The 17356-nt window shown below is 57.3% G+C and carries 17 protein-coding genes; 6 read left to right on the top strand and 11 right to left on the bottom strand.

Annotated elements, in window-relative coordinates:
• Positions 1 to 7 precede the first annotated feature (7 nt).
• Complete coding sequence (gene tssC, locus AC07ZE_RS12665; RefSeq protein ID WP_207265060.1) at positions 8 to 1546, bottom strand: type VI secretion system contractile sheath large subunit; 1539 nt, start codon at positions 1544 to 1546, stop codon at positions 8 to 10.
• A gap of 47 nt (positions 1547 to 1593) precedes the next feature.
• Positions 1594 to 2085: a type VI secretion system contractile sheath small subunit gene (gene tssB, locus AC07ZE_RS12660; RefSeq protein ID WP_207265051.1), complete on the bottom strand. Its 492-nt coding sequence runs from the start codon at positions 2083 to 2085 to the stop codon at positions 1594 to 1596.
• 269 nt (positions 2086 to 2354) lie between these two features.
• On the opposite strand from tssB, the gene AC07ZE_RS12655 reads away from it, so the two are divergent.
• The 3 genes from AC07ZE_RS12655 to AC07ZE_RS12645 all read left to right on the top strand — a co-directional run bounded on the left by AC07ZE_RS12655 (position 2355) and on the right by AC07ZE_RS12645 (position 4066).
• On the top strand, positions 2355 to 2633 hold the full coding sequence (locus AC07ZE_RS12655) for a hypothetical protein (RefSeq protein WP_207265042.1): 279 nt from the start codon (positions 2355 to 2357) through the stop codon (positions 2631 to 2633).
• Between the two features lie 242 nt (positions 2634 to 2875).
• A complete protein-coding gene (locus AC07ZE_RS12650) occupies positions 2876 to 3124 on the top strand; it encodes a hypothetical protein (RefSeq protein ID WP_207265041.1) in 249 nt (82 codons plus the stop codon).
• A gap of 204 nt (positions 3125 to 3328) precedes the next feature.
• On the top strand, positions 3329 to 4066 hold the full coding sequence (locus tag AC07ZE_RS12645; protein ID WP_207265039.1) for a hypothetical protein: 738 nt from the start codon (positions 3329 to 3331) through the stop codon (positions 4064 to 4066).
• 37 nt (positions 4067 to 4103) lie between these two features.
• Here AC07ZE_RS12645 and AC07ZE_RS12640 read toward each other — a convergent pair whose 3' ends face one another.
• On the bottom strand, positions 4104 to 4910 hold the full coding sequence (locus AC07ZE_RS12640; RefSeq protein WP_207265036.1) for a hypothetical protein: 807 nt from the start codon (positions 4908 to 4910) through the stop codon (positions 4104 to 4106).
• A gap of 651 nt (positions 4911 to 5561) precedes the next feature.
• Here AC07ZE_RS12640 and AC07ZE_RS12635 point away from each other — a divergent pair.
• A complete protein-coding gene (locus tag AC07ZE_RS12635) occupies positions 5562 to 5852 on the top strand; it encodes a fructose-bisphosphate aldolase (RefSeq protein WP_207265034.1) in 291 nt (96 codons plus the stop codon).
• 114 nt (positions 5853 to 5966) lie between these two features.
• Here AC07ZE_RS12635 and AC07ZE_RS12630 read toward each other — a convergent pair whose 3' ends face one another.
• The 4 genes from AC07ZE_RS12630 to AC07ZE_RS12615 all read right to left on the bottom strand — a co-directional run bounded on the left by AC07ZE_RS12630 (position 5967) and on the right by AC07ZE_RS12615 (position 9320).
• Positions 5967 to 6527: a nucleotidyltransferase family protein gene (locus AC07ZE_RS12630; RefSeq protein WP_207265032.1), complete on the bottom strand. Its 561-nt coding sequence runs from the start codon at positions 6525 to 6527 to the stop codon at positions 5967 to 5969.
• A 112-nt stretch (positions 6528 to 6639) separates the two neighbouring features.
• Positions 6640 to 7179, bottom strand: a complete 540-nt coding sequence (locus tag AC07ZE_RS12625; protein WP_207265030.1) for a hypothetical protein — start codon at positions 7177 to 7179, stop codon at positions 6640 to 6642.
• Between the two features lie 141 nt (positions 7180 to 7320).
• On the bottom strand, positions 7321 to 7773 hold the full coding sequence (locus AC07ZE_RS12620; protein ID WP_207265028.1) for an anti-virulence regulator CigR family protein: 453 nt from the start codon (positions 7771 to 7773) through the stop codon (positions 7321 to 7323).
• 122 nt (positions 7774 to 7895) lie between these two features.
• A complete protein-coding gene (locus tag AC07ZE_RS12615; protein ID WP_310650368.1) occupies positions 7896 to 9320 on the bottom strand; it encodes an MmgE/PrpD family protein in 1425 nt (474 codons plus the stop codon).
• 300 nt (positions 9321 to 9620) lie between these two features.
• Between AC07ZE_RS12615 and AC07ZE_RS12610 the strand changes: the two genes are divergently transcribed.
• Positions 9621 to 10922 (top strand): cation:dicarboxylate symporter family transporter, encoded by a 1302-nt coding sequence (locus tag AC07ZE_RS12610; protein WP_207265020.1) that lies wholly within the window; start codon positions 9621 to 9623, stop codon positions 10920 to 10922.
• Positions 10923 to 11042: 120 nt separating this feature from the next.
• On the opposite strand, the gene AC07ZE_RS12605 is transcribed toward AC07ZE_RS12610, so the two are convergent.
• The 4 genes from AC07ZE_RS12605 to AC07ZE_RS12590 form a co-directional block, all read right to left on the bottom strand.
• Positions 11043 to 11591 (bottom strand): cupin domain-containing protein, encoded by a 549-nt coding sequence (locus AC07ZE_RS12605; RefSeq protein WP_008068184.1) that lies wholly within the window; start codon positions 11589 to 11591, stop codon positions 11043 to 11045.
• A 283-nt stretch (positions 11592 to 11874) separates the two neighbouring features.
• Entirely contained in the window at positions 11875 to 13152 is a 1278-nt protein-coding gene (locus AC07ZE_RS12600; protein WP_207265018.1) for an NAD(P)/FAD-dependent oxidoreductase, read from the bottom strand.
• Between the two features lie 53 nt (positions 13153 to 13205).
• Positions 13206 to 14696: an aldehyde dehydrogenase gene (locus AC07ZE_RS12595; protein WP_207265016.1), complete on the bottom strand. Its 1491-nt coding sequence runs from the start codon at positions 14694 to 14696 to the stop codon at positions 13206 to 13208.
• A gap of 177 nt (positions 14697 to 14873) precedes the next feature.
• Positions 14874 to 16250, bottom strand: coding sequence for a glutamine synthetase family protein (locus AC07ZE_RS12590; RefSeq protein ID WP_207265014.1), 1377 nt, complete (start codon positions 16248 to 16250; stop codon positions 14874 to 14876).
• Positions 16251 to 16530: 280 nt separating this feature from the next.
• On the opposite strand from AC07ZE_RS12590, the gene AC07ZE_RS12585 reads away from it, so the two are divergent.
• Positions 16531 to 17292 (top strand): gamma-glutamyl-gamma-aminobutyrate hydrolase family protein, encoded by a 762-nt coding sequence (locus AC07ZE_RS12585; RefSeq protein ID WP_207265012.1) that lies wholly within the window; start codon positions 16531 to 16533, stop codon positions 17290 to 17292.
• Positions 17293 to 17356: the final 64 nt, after the last annotated feature.

Raw genomic sequence — 17356 nt, 5'->3', positions numbered from 1 at the left:
GAAGCGCTCAGGCTTTGGCCTTGGGCATCTGCGAAACCAGCGACAAATTGACGTCCATGCCCTCCACCTGGAAATGCGGCACGGCATACAACTTGACGCGGAAGAAACCCGGGTTGTCCTCGATGTCTTCGACGGTGACCTTGGCATCACGCAGCGGGTGCGAAGCCTGCAAGTCGTCGCCCGGATCGGTCATTTCGGTCACCAGGCCGCCAATCCACTTGTTCAGCTCCAGTTCCAGCAAACGACGATCCTTGGTCGTACCGATGTTTTCGCGCTGGATCAGCTTCAGGTAATGAGCAATGCGCGACAGCAGGAAGATGTAGGGCAAGCGTGAGTTGATGCGGCTGTTGGCCGTGGCATCGGCGGTGTCATAGAGCGCCGGTTTCTGCGCCGAGTTGGCGGAGAAGAAACATGCATAGTCACGATTCTTGTAGTACGAGAGCGGGATGAAGCCGAGGTTGGCGAACTCGAATTCGCGGGTCTCCGGAATCATCACTTCCGACGGAATCTTGACCTGGTTGCCCGTACCCAAATCGTACAAATGAATTGGCAGGTCGGTAACCGCGCCCCCCGATTGCGGGCCGCGAATCTGCACGCACCAGCCGTTGGCAATGAAGCTTTTCACCATGTTGGCGGCGAAGGCAAACGAGGCATTGGTCCATAGGTATTTGTCGTGGTCCGGCCCTTTGACGTTTTCGATGTAGTTGAAACTGCGCACTGGAATCGTGTCCGGCCCGTATGGCAAGCGACCCAGCACCCGCGGCATGAGCAAGCCAATGTAGCGGGCATCGTCACTGTCGCGGAACGCCTTCCACTTGATGTATTCCGCCCGGTCGAAGTAGTTGCCGATGTCCTTGATGGAAGCCACTTCTTCCATGGACTGCTTGCCGAAGAAGGCCGGGCCGACGGAACCAATGAACGGCATGTGCGCTGCCGCCGACACTTTGGAAATATTGCGTAGCAGGGCTATGTCCTGGGGGCTGCGGTCGAATTCGAAGTTGGAAATGGCAGCAGCAATCGGCTCGCCGCCCGGCGTGTCGTACTCCTGGGTATAGGTGTGCACGTACAGGCCGCTTTGGGCGATTTCGGGCGCGTCTTCGAAATCCTGTACCAAGTGATCTTTACTGATATCCAACAGTTCGATACGTACGTTCTGGCGGAAATCGGTTTGATCAATCAGCGACTTCACACCGCGCCAGGTTGACTCCACGCGCTGGAAATCAGGGTGATGCATGACGGCGTCGAGCTGGCGGCTGATCTGCGCATCCAGCGACGCGATATGTTCATCCAGCAGGGTTTTATCCAGACGTTCGACTTTGCGGGAAGATTTTTCCAGCAGATTCAAAAAGACACTGACAGCTGCCGTCACACGCTCGTCAGCAGTGGCCTCCGACAGTGCCTCGGCATTCTGAAAGATTTCAATGCCGCCCAGTGTTTCGACCGGAGTTAAATTGATCTTCCCAAACAATGCGCCATACACACCTTGGCCCTCTTCAGGCAACACTGTAGCGCCGCGCGAATGCACGTTAGAACTTTCTACCGACATGATGGAAATTCCTTTTTTTGTTAACTCGATATAAATTAACGAACTTATTACGGTGCCAGTGCGGCTAACTCGGCTCGCAACTCGTTGCTCAGTGCATCGTCCTTGAGGATACGCTCCAGTTCATGGCGGAAAGTGGCGTCATCCAACAGGTTTGACTTGAGGTCGCGCAACAGATTTCGCATGGCCAACAGCGCACGAAGCTGGGGGATTTGCCGGGCAACCTGCTCGGGTTCGAAATCCTTCATACTCTGGAAATCCAGTTCGACCGACGTATCGCTGACATCATCGACCAGGGTATTGGCCACCGACAGCTTCAACGCGGGAGAGAACTCGGCCAGTACGCTATCGAAGTTGTTTTTATCGATGCCGACCTTGGTTCGTGCGGATAACGGACGCTGCTCCCTGCCATTACTGTAGTCACCCATGACCATCAACTTCAGCGGTAACTCAACTTTTTTCTGCGCTCCGCCGGTGTGCAAATCGAGCTTTATGTTAACCCGAGCCTTGGGCACTTCATTCTGAAAACTATTTGAAGCCATACATCCTCCATGCAAACTCGAAAACAGCGGTTATCGTTAAAAATACCAGCAGAAAATCAAATTAATATTCCTGACCAGTCGAACCAAAGATTCCTTTCGATGTCTCGAACCATTTCAATAAACAGCATCTTTTAAATAGACGTGCCAGTCATTTTTGGTAACCAACGATGAACGATCTTAGGCGGTAGTGCCACCCCCAAAATTACAGACCGGAGCCGTCCGACGCACCACACAGACAAAACCTACAGACAATGTAGGATCAATCAGACATGACTCAAAAGATAATTTACAGACAAGTATTAGAGCCACTGACCGGACATGCCGAGCACTTCATTCAGCGCTGTTTTTGCGTCACACAAATCTTCAATCGCAGTCAAAAACGCCTCGGACTCGCTGCGTTTCCGTTCATGAACGTTGCACGTCCAGATTCGCTCATTGCACTTGTTCGTGATATAGGAATTTTCCGATTTCGTGGAGGGGCCATACTCATGTTGGAAGACGAAGTCGCAGCTCTTGCCAACCAATTGCTGACTTCGCTTACAAGATGAATCCGCTATTTTCAGCAGCGGATTGGCAAACATGTACAAGAGTTCATAAGTTGAACCGCACTTGATACGTCTCGGATACGTCACGGCATTGTGCTGTTTCCCGATGGTTACCTCAGCGTCGCGGTTGTCACTTCTGCACAGCCACCTCGATCAATAGAGTAGGAGCCTCGGTGGGTTTTCGGGGGTTACGGGGCTGTTGGCCCTCCCCTGCGCCGATCCTTCATCACGGAAGAGGTGAAATCATGAGTTTCGTCAAAGTGGAAAAAAACCAGAGCAGTGCCCCGTCGGAAGCCGACATGAAAAAAGCCATGATCGAATCGGGCGGTCAGCCAGCAGAGGTGACCGGGAACAATACGGTCCGGACCCTGACCTATACCGGAGTGGTCAATCACACAACCTATGAGAACAAGCTGATCGAGGTCGCCAAGGGCAAGCGCACCAGCTGGAACTTCGTCTGGGCCGACGCATCGGCCAAAAGTACGGCCGCCTGATGACCACAGCGGGGCGGTGGAACAACCGTCCCGCTGTTCGCCCTGCAAAGCCCAGCGTTGATACAACATCGTTACCCGCCTGTAACGCCAAGACACTTAGCCACCCAGCCCCATACACCTAGAGTGAAGCCCTCAATGGATCGACAGGGTTGATTGCCCGCCGCCCGTTGATTGCCCGACACACCACCAAGGAAGAGGGAAACCATGAGCAAATCAATTGCTGTCAGCCAACAGAGCCAGCAGCTCCACAATGATGTGCAAGAAGCCGTCAAGTCGATCATGGGTGCTACGCAACTGAAGGCGTCAGACTACGGCCGGGTACTGAGGTCAGCCCTGGCGGCTTCGCAAAAAACCGTCACCATCGAAATCGCCCCCGGCGACCTGACGTTGCTGAAAAAGTCCGGCTACAAGCTGTGCTTTGCCAAAAAAGTGGGTGACGAAGATTACAACGTGGTTTGGCAATCCTATGACGCCTACCTGAGCAACAACGAGTTCAGCTGGACGCCGCAGTATCAGCTGTTCGCTTCCAATGTGTTCAAGGAGAACGTGCAAGTCAAAGTCTCGACCAACATCGTCAACATCGGTTTGGGCCAAACCTCGACACTGGCCGACACGGGCCTCTTAAGCCCGGCGGTGACGGGTGGTCCTGACACCTCGTTTACGTTCGTGAACGACTACGCGCCGATTCATCCTGGGGTCAACCAGTTGTCCACCGGCATCGATGGCAACCAGGTCAGCACGCCAATCTATGTGGCGGTCAATCAGGTGGTCACCGGCAATACCGTGCTGACCCCGGTCGAAACCATCCTTGTATGGTTCGAACAAAACGTGCAGACGAGCACCATGTTCAGTTCCTCACGCTCCAAGGCGATCGAAATCGACCTGACCTTCGGTAACACCGCAGATCGCCTTTACGAAGGCGGAGTGTGGAAAACGATCTGACTCAAGCACCGGGGCAACCACAGGGTTGCCCCTTCCTTCAGTTATCGTCCATCCCGTCGCCTGCGAAGTATCCAGTCAGCGAGTGACATATCGACTCCGCCAGATCCTCCTGAGTCGCAATGCCATACGGCTGATTGCGATCAAATTGCGCCGACCAGCGAATCCTGCCCTGTGCCACATCCACCAAGCGCAACGACGCCCGCACCCGGGCCGGTTCCACCCGCACGCTGCCTTCCAGACAATAGCTGTAACGCCCGCTGTGCTTGGGGTCCGTTGCCTGCACGCTGCTGCGCGCCACCCGCATCAACACATGATTGCTCCCGGTCTGCGCTTGCTCGAACGACTCGAACAACCGACAGCTCAACTCCTCGCACAATCCCCGGGTGAAGTCATCGCCATCGCGGGTGATGCAGGTAAACGGCTGGATCTGCAGCACAGGGTGGCGAGCGCCAATCCCCTTGGGCCGCAGCCGCTGATACACCAGACGATAACAGCCAGGCGGAATGCTCAAGCGCACCGGGTCTTGCTGGCCACTGGTGGTGTAATGCGCGGCGAGCTTGCGCCGCAACCTTCCGACCTGCACCCGCACCACCGGATCGTCACCGGTGCAATACACCGCCGGATCGCGACGAAACACCGCGATGCCGATGGCGTGCTCGGTCAGAGGTGTTTTCGAAGATTGCAGATCGTGCTCGACCAGAAACCGCAACAGACTGCCCATCCGCCTGGACTTGGCAAACAAGGGGCTGGCCAGCAACGATGCCAGCACCCGCTCCCTCTCTTCACGATCGAGGGGCTCGGGAACCTCAGCCGCACTCGAATCGACCATCCGATTGATCACCATCGCCTGCCTCCGTGCAGGTTGCCGACAGGAATAGATGTCGTACTTTCCGTGGGTACTCTTGCAACGTGAGCCGGGAACGGGCTCGGGCGCTGCAACGACCAAGCGTAGCACCCGTGATGAGATCGGGAGGCCATTGCACTGATAGCAACCTGACATCCGACGAACGTTCCATCTGGAGGTCTGCAAAACTCGTAGGACATGTCCTGTTGTGGCGAGGGGATTCATCCCCGTTGGGTCGCGAAGCGGCCCCAAACCCTGCTAGCCCACTTCCTAAGACAAATCCGAGGCCCGGTTTTACGGCGGCTGCGCCACCGAACGGGGATAAATCCCCTCGCCACAAAGACCGCGCATGGTCCTACACAGCGGCTCGGTCGGGTTGAAGGCACCCAAGTAGCCGCTTATTGTGGGTCCTCGCCGACCGCAGTTAGCGATAGGGTTTCGCAGCCTTACAGAATAGAATCATCCTGCACCGTCATAGACAGCCAGGCCTACACGCCTGCATTCCACTTTATGGCGGCTGTGCGTGGGAGACCTTCCGGTCTGCCGAGTTTGATTCTTTTCTTGGTCTGCGAACCCGCGCACAGTTGCCACCCATTTTGATTCGCAGCAGAACGGTGGCAGTTCTTTCCCTCCAATAAAGAATCGAACCTTATGACATCGAATCAGCCGCCCCGCCGCTTCATCCCCATGAAACAAATCGCCACCGACTACCCCGTCCTCCTCATCGACAACCAGGCCCCCATCCGCGAACTGCACAACTGCGTCAGCGAACGCCTCAACGCCGTCCTCCAGTACCTCAACCTCATGGCCTGCACCAGCCTCCCCGACTACGCCGAAAACGACATCAATACCGTTACCAACATCGCCCGGATATTGCTTCAGGATGTGCGGGATGTGTTTGGGGTGATTGAGATGCGGGGGTTTGAGGTGCCCAAGCAATAGTGATCAGATTTCAAGTACAGAAAACCCGCCTCTATTGCGGGTTTTCTATCAGAACGCACAACTATGCCTTGATATCCCCCAAAGGCTTCAAAAAGCCCCCATTCAGACATTTGATCATTGAGGAAACACCCTGAGCCAGGGCCAACGAGCCTGATAACTCTTCGCCTTCTGCTCAAACAAGTCCGCCTGTGGATTTTTCGGGTTGATACGCAGAATCCCCTGTTCCGTGTCAGCCAGGCCGTTCGGTGCATAGACCTCGCCCGTTTCAACGTCCAATCCGATACAGGTACCCGCCACCAGGTAACGATCAATCCCGTCTTTGGCGGACTGAAGCTGCGGATAGGGTTTGCCAAAACGCTGGCCGTACCAAAGGTGTACGCGGGCCTGATTCTTGATTTCAATGTTGACGTCAAGGTCCTGGAACAGACGCCGGGCCGAGTGAATCACCTCATTCTCGGCTTCCCAGGACAGGTCCGTATCGAAGTAGAAGACGTCGTAATCCTTGATGCCCCAGTCCGTGGGTCGCTGCGACTGATGATTCCAGACTGCCTGGAACAGGCAGCCCGCGGTGAGCAAGCATTGATTCAGGCCCAGCGAAGGTAATCGCGAGGTGATTTGAGCATTTATTGGATTGGTCATCGCGATGCGGACCAGTGTTTCGGCTGTCAGTGTCATTTCCATTCCCTGGTGATAAAAAAGACGTCGCCAGTTTACCCCTTCGCACCGTCTTCATTTCGGGCATAAAAAAACCGCATCACTGCGGTTTTTTTCAATTGCCTGCGCTTGCTTAATGGGATTTATTCGAGCCAGCCTTGCTCAACCCTTTCGCATTGTGGTCACCCGGCGTCGAGGTCGAAATGGCCCGGGCTTTGCTGATGCCACGGGTATCTTTGGAATGAGCGATGCCGGAAGTCGTGGTGCCATGCCCATTATCATCGTTGCGCTCACTGCCATAGTGATTGCCGCTGGTGCCATGGTTACGCGTGGCCTTGCCCGCATGATCGCTGGCCAGTCCTTTGCCGTGACCATTGCTGGTGGACTTGCCGGCATGATCCGAGCCGCTGCGGCCACCGCCAACGCCTGCGCCATGACCACCACCGTTTCCGCCACCGTGGCCACCGCCATTGCCACCGCCGTGACCGCCGCCACCACCACCACCACCACCACCACCACCACCACCACCACCACCACCACCACCACCACCACCACCACCTTCTTTGGCGTGTGCGGAACTGATGATGGAAAGGTCAGCAGGTAATAACGGGGCGGCTGCGAGCATCATGGCGCAGGACAGGACAGCGGCGAGACTCTTTTTGTTTAAAAGCATGATTGCTTCCATAGGGTTGATATCGCGTGTCGTATGACGCGTTGAAACCCGGACAGTTCAAGGCCTCGCGACGGACGGAGGTGCCAGTGGCTGCAAGCGATTCGCAAATGTGAGGCGAATCGCATATTCACCGCTCAAACGTCAATCAAAGGCGCCATTGAGCACTTCATAGATAAGCCCGGTCGCCAGTGCGACCAGAATCAAATCCGTGCCTACTTGCTGCCATTCGTACCCGTCGTAATGGGGCAGTCTGCCGATCAACCGGCCATCGAGCTTTTTCGCAATTCCCGGCGGCAGCGGTTTGCCTCGGGCGAGGTTCTTTTGAATGCCCGGAGGCAACGCAGGACCGGGGCTCCAGTAGCCGCGATAATCGCCGACAATCCCGAGCACGCTTGCGTGGTTGATGCTGGGACCATTCCCCCAGTCACCGCCCCCGGACTTATTGCCTTTGTTTCCATGGTCCTGGGCATTGTGCGGGTTGCCCTTGACGTTTCCCTGGCCCTTTCCATTGCCGGGATCAGCCAAAGCGGTTACGGAGCCGCAAACCAACGCAAGGCATGTAACAGCTGCAATCAACGAGCTGGATCTGGACATGAGTCGTTCCTTCATGGCGGGAATATTCCTGTGAAATTTAGACGCTGTAGCTGAGGTTAGTTCCTCCTTGACGACTACAGCGCCCTCCTCATCGACAAAGGTTTTTCACGGTTGGACATCTTCTAATGTGAACCCTTGGCCGTCAGACGCATCAATTCGCCAACGTCAGCCACGCATTCCAGCTCGGCAACCGTGCTCAATAACCTCTCAATCGTCGATAGCGGGAGCCGCCCTTCGCACAGCGCCCGAAACTTTTGCACCAAGCGGATTTGCTGCGAATCGAGGTCAATTTCCGGACAACTCGAATCATGTCGCCGCTCCAACTCGCGCCCATCGCGTAACTTGGCGGTCACCACGGTTTCCGGAACACGCAATGTTGCATCCAGTATCACGTTCGACAGTTCTTGCAACGCCAGCACCTGTGCGTCCGCCACGTTTTGATCATTGAAAGTTCTGGGGTCAGCCGTGTCTTTACCGAGCAAGGCCAGGGCTACCGTGTGTTTGAGACTGAATTTGGACTGAAGCGCCGTGGTGGGCAGGACAATATTGCAGATGTCATCACAATGGGGGTTGACGCGAATATTGATCCCCAGGATATCGCGGGCGTCCAAATCTTCAGTGCGCATCAGGTACAGAACGCTTTCAATGGCTGAATGCGTTTCGTAGCAGGAGTTGTGATATTTGAAGAGGTTGGTTTGCAGGTGGTAGTCATAAGCCGGCGCCGCCTCCGTGGTGTGCACGGCAAAATCGGCTACGTAACGGGGTGATCTGAGTGCGGCATCCTTAATCATCTGCGTCGAGTGGGTCCGGGCGAACCCGAGACGGTGCCCGATCATGTCTTCGGTTACATCCACGCCTTTCTGGGCCAGTATCGCCGCCTCCAGACCACTGCGTGCAGCCTGCCCCACCTGCAATGCCTTGCAGGAAGATCCGAAGGCCGATTTCAACCCGGCGGCACGCGTAGAGGCAATTCCCAAGGCTCGGGCAGTGGTTTGCGCATCGAGACCCAATAAGCGGGAGACCGCCACGGCGGCACCGAAACACCCCATGGTCGCCGTCGCATGAAAGCCACTTGAATAATGACTGGGAGCGAGCAATTGCCCGACCCGGCAGGCGGTTTCATAACCGGCGATGAACGCTTCCAGCAACTGTGCGCCACTGGCCTGGATGTGTTCACCCATCGCCAGTGCTGCCGCGAGCACGGGCGCAGTGGCATGGCCCGGGATGGAAAAATTGACATCATCGTAGTCAAGGGCGTGGGACGCCGTGCCGTTGATCCCTGCGGCGGCCGAGGCGCTCAGACGATCCATTTGACCAATGAGTGTGCAGCGAGGATGGCCGCCTTCGTAAACCATGAAGTCTGTCAGCGTACGCGTAATGACATCGTCGGAACCGGCCACGGTTACCCCCAGCCAATCCAGCACAGCCAGACGAGCAAGGCTCAGCACCTGCTCGGGAATGTCTTGCAACTGGATACCGACTGCCAGCTTCGCCAACTCAAAAGTAATGTTCTCTTTATTATTTTCCATAACTTCCTCAACCGACACTAACTGTTCTGCTCAAGTTACCGCCATCCTTAAATAAGGCCCAAAACGACTCAAGTGATATTTAGTCGCGACTCGTTTGATAAAAGATCAATGGGCCCACTTCATGGCATTCACTTATTTGTTAACAGCGCCGCCCTCAGCTTGATTTTTCCTCAACGAGGCATAGAGAAATTCTCGATTGCCCGCTGCGTGTTTCACTTCTGTAATGGACTTGCCACCTCTCTGCCTCGGCCCTTACCGTCCAGATCAGAGACATCGGCGCATTGTCAATTCAACAATAACAACAACGAGTTCACCCATATGCCCATAAAAAAAAGAAAGCCGATTTATAAAAACCTGACCTTTCAGGTTGTTGTTGCCATGGGACTTGGCATAGCGCTGGGATTTCTTGCACCGCAATTGGCGATCCAATTCAAGATCTTTGGCGATCTCTTTCTCAAACTCATAAAAACGGCTGTTGCCCCTTTGGTATTTTTTACCGTGGTACAAGGCATTGCCAGCGCTGGAGATATCAAACGCGTCGGCAAAGTCGGCGTGCGGGCGATCATATATTTCGAAGTGGTTTCCACCCTTGCATTAGTCATCGGCCTGGTTTGGGGGAACTTGCTGGATATTGGCGCCAACATGCAGGGTGCCCACCCCAACAGTGCTGCAACGGCAGCCGCCAATACGGCCCTGGCCAAGGTCCATGCTCCGGCATCGACCATGGAATTCCTCTACGGGATTTTTCCGGACAACTTCGTGGGTGCGTTCACCGGCGGGCAAATGCTTCAGGTGCTGGTCATCTCGGTGGTGTTCGGTTTTGCCCTGCTGGCATTGAAACCGGAGCGCAGGAATGTCATTGAGGATGGTTTGACGCGGGTATCCGAATGCTTCTTTGAGTTCATCAACTTGATCATGAAACTTGCTCCGTTGGGAGCCTTTGGCTCCGTGGCTTACGCCGTCGGCAGTAACGGCAGCGCAGTACTGCTGTCACTGGCCAATCTGGTGCTGATGTTCTATGTAGTTGTCACCTTCTTCATCCTGGTCATCCTGGGTGCAATATGTCGCCTGTCCGGATTCAGCCTGTGGCGATTTTTGAAGTACATCAAGGATGAAATCTTCATCGTTCTGGGAACTGCCTCCTCGGAAAGCGTACTGCCGCGCCTGCTGCAAAAACTCGAGAAGTTTGGCTGTTCCAAGCAAAGCGTGGGCCTGGTACTTCCCACGGGCTATGCGTTTAATCTCGATGGCACCTCGATCTACATGTCGCTTTGCGTTCTGTTTATCGCCAACGCTTATGGGGTGCCATTGAGTTGGGACCAGCAGTTGGGAATACTGGCGGTCATGCTACTGACCTCCAAGGGCGCCGCGACCGTCAATGGCGGCAGCTTTGTCGTTTTCGCCGCAACCGTGAGTGCCATCGGCGTGCTGCCTGTCGAAGGCCTTGCCCTGATTTTCGGGGTTTACCGGTTTATGTCCATGGCCAACGCGATCTGCAACACCATCGGTAATAGTGTGGCTACCGTCGTGGTCTCGCGGTGGGCCGGAGAGTTTTCCGAACAGACAGCGCAGATTGAGTATGAGCGCACGCTTGGCCGCACGCCGAATGCGGCACTGTAGATGAGTTCGAATTAAAGGGTGGCAAAAAAAATCCGATACCTGAATGGGTATCGGATTTTATGTGAATCACGGTCAGCGTTTGCATGCGTGAATCGGCCAGTGGCCTGGCCGTCGGCGCTATTAAAAGTTCGCCGGCGTGTTAGCGCTGATAATCTCCGCCTCATCCTGCCCGATATTGCGAAACCGATGCGGCAAGGTCGTCGGAAAGTAATAGCCGTCCCCGGCATTGAGCACACTGATCTGCCCATCCACGGTCAACTCAACCGTGCCCCGAGTCACCAGCCCACACTCCTCGCCTTCGGCGTGCACGATCGGCTCCTCCCCGGAGCTTGCGCCCGGCGCATACTGCTCGCGCAGCAGGCGCATCTGCCGGCTCGGGACGGAGGCGCCGATCAACAGCAGGCGCAGGCCGTGGCGGCCCAGGTCGGGTTGTTCATTGGCGCGGAAGACGTATTGGTGTTCGCGCGGGGGCTGGTCGAAGGTGAAGAAGTCCGCCAGGGACATGGGGATGCCTTCGAGCAGTTTTTTCAGGGAACTGACCGAGGGGCTGACGCGATTCTGTTCGATCAGCGAGATGGTGGCATTGGTGACGCCGCTACGGCGGGCCAGCTCACGCTGGGACAGTTTGTAGCTTTCGCGTACTAATTTGAGTCGTGAGCCCGTATCCATGACAGCCTTATGTGCTTGGTACTTAAGGGTAATGGGGGTGGAGAACCGGCGCGGATCACGCCGTTTTCCGGTCCCGGAAACGTGAAAGGCGGCTATTAAATCACGTTTGTTGGTGTTGCTCAGCAGGTTCGATAAACGGCTGAATAAAAAGGCCGTCGGTCCTGATGTTACACAAACTGTGGGAGCGAGCCTGCTCGCGAAAGCGGTGTATCAGGCGACATCAAGGTTGGCTGATATGGCCTTCGCGAGCAGGCTCGCTCCCACAGGGGATCGCGGTGATAGCTTAGATACCGAAACGGTCGCGCAGCGAGTAGTACACGGCGCCCATGGCGGTGAGCGGCGCGGAGAACGTGCGCCCGCCGATCATTGGCATGTGCGGCAGCGACGCGAAGGCGTCGAAGCGCTCGGCGTCACCGCGGATCATTTCCGAGATCAGTTTGCCGGCCAGGTGCGAACAGGTGACGCCGTGGCCGCTGTAGCCCTGCATGTAGTAGGCGTTTTTCTCGATACGGCCGAATTGCGGCATGCGCGACATGGTCAGCAGGAAGTTGCCGGTCCAGCGGTAGTCGATCTTCACGTCCTTCAGTTGCGGGAAGGTCTTGAGGATTTTCGGGCGGATCAACTGCTCGATATCGTCCGGCTCGCGGGCGCCGTAGACCACGCCGCCACCGTAGAGCAAGCGGTTGTCGGCGGTCAGGCGGAAGTAATCAAGCAGGTAGTTGCAGTCTTCGACGCAGTAATTGTTGGTAATCAGGCTTTTGGCCTGCTTTTCCGTCAGCGGCTCGGTGACGACGATCTGCGATCCGCAAGGCATGCTCTTGCTGGTCACCCGATTGTCCAGGCCCTGCGGCAGGTAGGCGTTACCGGCGATCAGCAGGTACTTGGCCCGTACCACGCCTTTGGCGGTGCGCACGGTGATCGGTTCGCCGTAGGTGATTTCCACCGCCGCCGATTGTTCGAAGATCTTGCCACCCAGGCCGATGATGGCCGAGGCTTCGCCGAGGGCCAGGTTCAGCGGGTGAATGTGCCCGCCCTGCATGTCCAGCAGACCGCCGACATAGTTGTCGCAACCCACTTCGCGCTTGATATCCGACTCGCTGAGCAGGGTCAGGTTCTTGTTGCCGTAGCGCTCCCAGCTTTTCTTCTGCTCGGCCAGGCCCTTGAACTGTTTCTTGTTCAGCGCGGCAAAGATGCCGCCCGGACGGTAGTCGCACTGGATGTCATAGTGCTGTATGCGCTGACGGATGATGTCGGCGCCTTCGAAAATCATGCTGCCGAGCACCTCAGCGGTCTTGTCGCCATAGCGCTCTTCGATGACATCGACGTCGCGGCTGTAGGAGTTGACCAGTTGCCCGCCGTTGCGACCGCTGGCGCCGAAGCCGACCTTGGCCGCTTCCAGCACGGTGACGCTGTAGCCCGCCTCGGCGAGGAACAACGCCGAGGACAGGCCGGTGTAGCCGGCGCCGATCACACAGACGTCGCATTCCACCAGCTCCTCGAGTACCGGAAAGTCACCGGTGAAGTTGCGGGTGGCGGCGTAGTAGCTGTTTACATGTTTCATAGGATTCTCCGATGGCCGTCGGCACAACCGGCGGCCGCCGCTTTTATTGTTATTCAGAGCTTGATCCAGGTCGCTTTGAGTTCGGTGTACTTGTCGAACGCATGCAGCGATTTGTCCCGACCATTGCCTGACTGCTTGAACCCGCCGAACGGCGCGGTCATGTCGCCGCCGTCGTACTGGTTGACCCAGACGCTGCCGGCGCGCAAGCCACGGGCGAAGGTGTGGGCCTTGCTCAGGTTGCTGGTCCACACGCCTGCCGCCAGACCGAAGATACTGTCGTTGGCGATCGCCAAGGCTTCTTCAGCCGTGTCGAAGGTGATCAGCGACAGTACCGGGCCGAAGATTTCTTCACGGGCAATGGTCATGGCGTTGGTCACACCGTCGAAAATCGCCGGTTCGACGTACAGGCCACCGGTGTCTTCCAGGGTGCGTTGGCCACCGGCAATCAGCTCGGCGCCCTGCTCCCGACCGATGTCGATGTAACGCAGCACGTTGTCCAGTTGACGCTGATCGACGACCGCGCCAACGGTGGTTGCAGGATCGAGCGCGTGCCCCGGTTTCCACGCTTGCAGGGCTTGCACCAGCAGCGGGATGAACTGCTCGCGGATCGAACGCTCCACCAGCAGGCGCGAACCGGCAGTGCAGACCTCACCCTGGTTGAAGGCGATGCCGCTGGCCGCTGCCTGGGCCGCCACGCGCAAGTCCGGCGCATCGGCGAACACCACGTGCGGGCTCTTGCCACCCGCTTCGAGCCAGACGCGTTTCATGTTGCTTTGTCCGGCGTAGATCATCAGTTGCTTGGCAATCGCCGTCGAGCCGGTGAACGCCAGCACATCGACATCCATGTGCAGCGCCAGGGCCTTGCCGACGGTATGCCCGTAGCCTGGCAGCACGTTGAACACGCCCTTTGGAATACCGGCATCCAAAGCCAGCTGCGCGATGCGGATCGCGGTCAGTGGCGATTTTTCCGAAGGCTTGAGAATGAACGAGTTGCCCGCCGCCAGTGCCGGAGCGAATTTCCAGCTGGCCATGATCAGCGGGAAGTTCCACGGCACGATGGCCGCGACCACACCGGCCGGCTCACGAGTGACCAGACCCAGCTGATCACGGGGCGTGGCAGCGACCTCGTCGTAAATCTTGTCGATGGCTTCGGCGGTCCAGCGGATCGCGTTGGCGGTTGCCGGGACGTCGACGTTCATCGAGTCGCTGATGGGTTTACCCATGTCCAGGGTTTCCAGCAGCGCCAGTTCTTCCCGGTTAGCCAGGATCAGATCGGCGAAGCGGATCAGGATGCGCTTGCGTTCGACCGGGGCGAGGTTGGCCCAGACGCCGGACTCGAAAGTACGGCGTGCAACGGCGACCGCCGCGTTCGCATCGGCTTCGTCGGTGCTGGCGACGTTCGCCAGGAAACGGCCGTCCACCGGGCTGATGCATTCGAACGTGGCGCCGCTGGCCGCCGCGCAGTACTGGCCGTCGATGAAGGCGCGGCTTTCGATGTTGAGGGACTGGAAGCGTTGCTCCCAGTCGCTGCGAGTGATTGTCATGGTTGTGACTCGACGCAGGGGAATAAGTGGTCGCATTCCCATAGGGTTTTTGTGTCGGGCACCGAACTGTGGGAGCGAGCCTGCTCGCGAAGGCGGAGTGTCAGGCAACATCAATGTTGAATGTGCCGCCCTCTTCGCGAGCAGGCTCGCTCCCACAGTTGATCGGTGTTGTTCGTCCTAAACGGTGTGCAAGTACCAGTTGTACTCAAGATCCGAGATGGAATTTTCGAACTCAGCCAGTTCGCTTTCCTTGCACGCCACGAACACGTCGATGTACATCGGGTCGATGTAACGCGCCATGACTTCGCTGTCGTCCAGCTCGCGCAGTGCGTCGCGCAGGTTGTTCGGCAGGCTCTGCTCGTTCTGCTCGTAGCTGTTGCCCTCCACCGGCGCGCCCGGTTCGATCTGGTTGGTCAGGCCGTGGTGCACACCGGCCAGGACCGATGCCATCAGCAGGTACGGGTTAGCGTCGGCACCGGCGACACGGTGCTCGATGCGCACGGCGTCTGGCGAACCGGTCGGTACACGTACCGCCACGGTCCGGTTGTCGATGCCCCAGCTTGGCGAGTTCGGCACGTAGAACTGTGCGCCGAAACGGCGGTACGAGTTGACGTTCGGGCACAGGAATGCCATCTGCGCCGGCAGGGTCTCGAGCACACCGCCGATCGCGTGACGCAGCGCGGCGTTCTGCTCGGGATCCTCGCTGGCAAAGATGTTGTTGCCTTCCTTGTCGAGAATCGAAATGTGCACGTGCAGACCGTTGCCCGCCTGGCCCGGATAAGGCTTGGCCATGAAGGTGGTGTCCATCTCGTGGTCGTAGGCGATGTTTTTCACCAGACGCTTGAGCAGCACCGCGTAGTCGCAGGCCTTGATCGGGTCGGCCACGTGGTGCAGGTTGACTTCGAACTGCGCCGGAGCGCTTTCCTTGACAATGGCGTCAGCCGGGATGCCCTGCTCTTTCGCGCCTTCGAGGATGTCTTGCAGACAGTCGACGTATTCGTCGAGGTCGTCGATCAGGTAGACCTGGGTCGACATCGGACGCTTGCCCGACACCGGCGAACGTGGCGATTGCGGACGACCGTTCACGTTGTCCTGGTCGATCAGATAGAACTCCAGTTCGAACGCGGCGCAGATGGTCAGGCCCAGGTCGTCGAATTTGCGCACCACATTGGCCAGCACTTCGCGCGGGTCGGCGAAGAACGGCTCACCTTCCAGTTCGTGCATGGTCATCAGCAGTTGTGCGGTCGGGCGCTTCTGCCAGGGCTCGATGCTCAGGGTGCCGGGGATCGGGTAGCAGATCCGGTCGGAGTCGCCGATGTCCAGACCCAGGCCGGTGCTTTCCACCGTAGAGCCGTTGATGTCCAGCGCAAACAGAGACGCCGGCAGGTTGATGCCTTTCTCGTAAACCTTATGGAGACTGGTGCGTTCGATGCGCTTGCCGCGCACCACACCGTTCATATCCGCAATCAGAAGGTCGACGTACAAAACCTCAGGATATTTCTTAAGGAATGCGTTTGCTTCGTTGAGTTGAACGGTACGCAGAGGGACCGACATGATGCACCTATTAGCTGTTAATTATTATGTTCACCGCCCTTTCACGCAGCCAGTCAATCCGAAAGACAAAGTGAAGTCAATAGCGAACACTCAGCCTTTCAGCGTTTATTTTCGGGCACTTCAGGAGGACGAGAGTGCCACATCAGCCGCTAAACGCCCGTAAAACCCGAAGATCGGACGTTCGGCGTTTAGAATTTTTTACATGAGAGTTGTTAATTAAAATCAACAAGGCTAAGCTCCTGAAAAGCTCGTTCAAGTGTGAAACTTCGAGGTGATAAAAATGGCATTCAAGCCATTGATCGGCGTTACTGCGTGCGTCAAACAGATTGGCCTGCACCCCTACCATGTCAGCGGCGACAAGTACTTGCGTGCTGTCAGCGTTGCGGCGCTGGGGCTGCCTGTCGTCATTCCTTCCCTGGCTGAACTGACCGAAATCGATGACCTGCTGCCGCAGCTCGACGGTCTGTTGCTGACCGGCTCGCCATCGAACGTGGAACCCTTCCACTATCAAGGTCCCGACAGCGCTCCCGGCACGGAACACGATCCCCAGCGCGATCGCACCACCCTTCCCCTGATTCGCGCGGCCATTGCCGCCGGCGTGCCGGTGCTCGGCATCTGCCGCGGCTTTCAGGAGATGAACGTGGCGTTCGGTGGAAGCCTGCATCAGAAAGTCCATGAACTGCCCGGCTTGCTCGATCACCGCGAAGCCAACCATCCGGACCTGGCGGTGCAATACGCACCGGCCCATGCGGTCACCGTGCAACCGGGTGGTGTGTTCGAAGCCCTGGATCTGCCCCCGGTGTTCCAGGTCAATTCGATTCACAGTCAGGGCATCGACCGACTCGCCCCCGGCCTGCGCGCCGAGGCCACCGCGCCCGATGGCTTGATCGAGGCGGTGTCGGTAGAGCACAGCAAGGCCTTTGCCCTTGGCGTGCAATGGCACCCGGAATGGCAGGTGCTGGACAACCCGCCCTACTTGAGCATTTTCCAGGCGTTCGGCCAAGCGTGCCGGCAACGGGCGGCGCTGCGTCACTCGCGCTGACGTAAAACCCGAAAAACAATTTTCTGCCCCCGCGGGACAGGCGGGCGTGCCTTTGCGCGTCCGT

It is taken from the genome of Pseudomonas sp. GW101-3H06 (genome assembly GCF_059424605.1).
The sequence above is the reverse complement of the archived record's forward strand: the minus strand, read 5'-3'. Positions and strand labels throughout refer to the sequence as shown.

What these genes read in the sequence shown, in the direction of transcription:
- tssC (WP_207265060.1), bottom strand. Translation starts at nt 1,546, where the DNA reads ATGTCGGTAGAAAGTTCTAACGTGCATTCGCGCGGCGCTACAGTGTTG.
- tssB (WP_207265051.1), bottom strand. Translation starts at nt 2,085, where the DNA reads ATGGCTTCAAATAGTTTTCAGAATGAAGTGCCCAAGGCTCGGGTTAAC.
- AC07ZE_RS12655 (WP_207265042.1), top strand. Translation starts at nt 2,355, where the DNA reads ATGACTCAAAAGATAATTTACAGACAAGTATTAGAGCCACTGACCGGA.
- AC07ZE_RS12650 (WP_207265041.1), top strand. Translation starts at nt 2,876, where the DNA reads ATGAGTTTCGTCAAAGTGGAAAAAAACCAGAGCAGTGCCCCGTCGGAA.
- AC07ZE_RS12645 (WP_207265039.1), top strand. Translation starts at nt 3,329, where the DNA reads ATGAGCAAATCAATTGCTGTCAGCCAACAGAGCCAGCAGCTCCACAAT.
- AC07ZE_RS12640 (WP_207265036.1), bottom strand. Translation starts at nt 4,910, where the DNA reads ATGGTGATCAATCGGATGGTCGATTCGAGTGCGGCTGAGGTTCCCGAG.
- AC07ZE_RS12635 (WP_207265034.1), top strand. Translation starts at nt 5,562, where the DNA reads ATGACATCGAATCAGCCGCCCCGCCGCTTCATCCCCATGAAACAAATC.
- AC07ZE_RS12630 (WP_207265032.1), bottom strand. Translation starts at nt 6,527, where the DNA reads ATGACACTGACAGCCGAAACACTGGTCCGCATCGCGATGACCAATCCA.
- AC07ZE_RS12625 (WP_207265030.1), bottom strand. Translation starts at nt 7,179, where the DNA reads ATGCTTTTAAACAAAAAGAGTCTCGCCGCTGTCCTGTCCTGCGCCATG.
- AC07ZE_RS12620 (WP_207265028.1), bottom strand. Translation starts at nt 7,773, where the DNA reads ATGTCCAGATCCAGCTCGTTGATTGCAGCTGTTACATGCCTTGCGTTG.
- AC07ZE_RS12610 (WP_207265020.1), top strand. Translation starts at nt 9,621, where the DNA reads ATGCCCATAAAAAAAAGAAAGCCGATTTATAAAAACCTGACCTTTCAG.
- AC07ZE_RS12605 (WP_008068184.1), bottom strand. Translation starts at nt 11,591, where the DNA reads ATGGATACGGGCTCACGACTCAAATTAGTACGCGAAAGCTACAAACTG.
- AC07ZE_RS12600 (WP_207265018.1), bottom strand. Translation starts at nt 13,152, where the DNA reads ATGAAACATGTAAACAGCTACTACGCCGCCACCCGCAACTTCACCGGT.
- AC07ZE_RS12595 (WP_207265016.1), bottom strand. Translation starts at nt 14,696, where the DNA reads ATGACAATCACTCGCAGCGACTGGGAGCAACGCTTCCAGTCCCTCAAC.
- AC07ZE_RS12590 (WP_207265014.1), bottom strand. Translation starts at nt 16,250, where the DNA reads ATGTCGGTCCCTCTGCGTACCGTTCAACTCAACGAAGCAAACGCATTC.
- AC07ZE_RS12585 (WP_207265012.1), top strand. Translation starts at nt 16,531, where the DNA reads ATGGCATTCAAGCCATTGATCGGCGTTACTGCGTGCGTCAAACAGATT.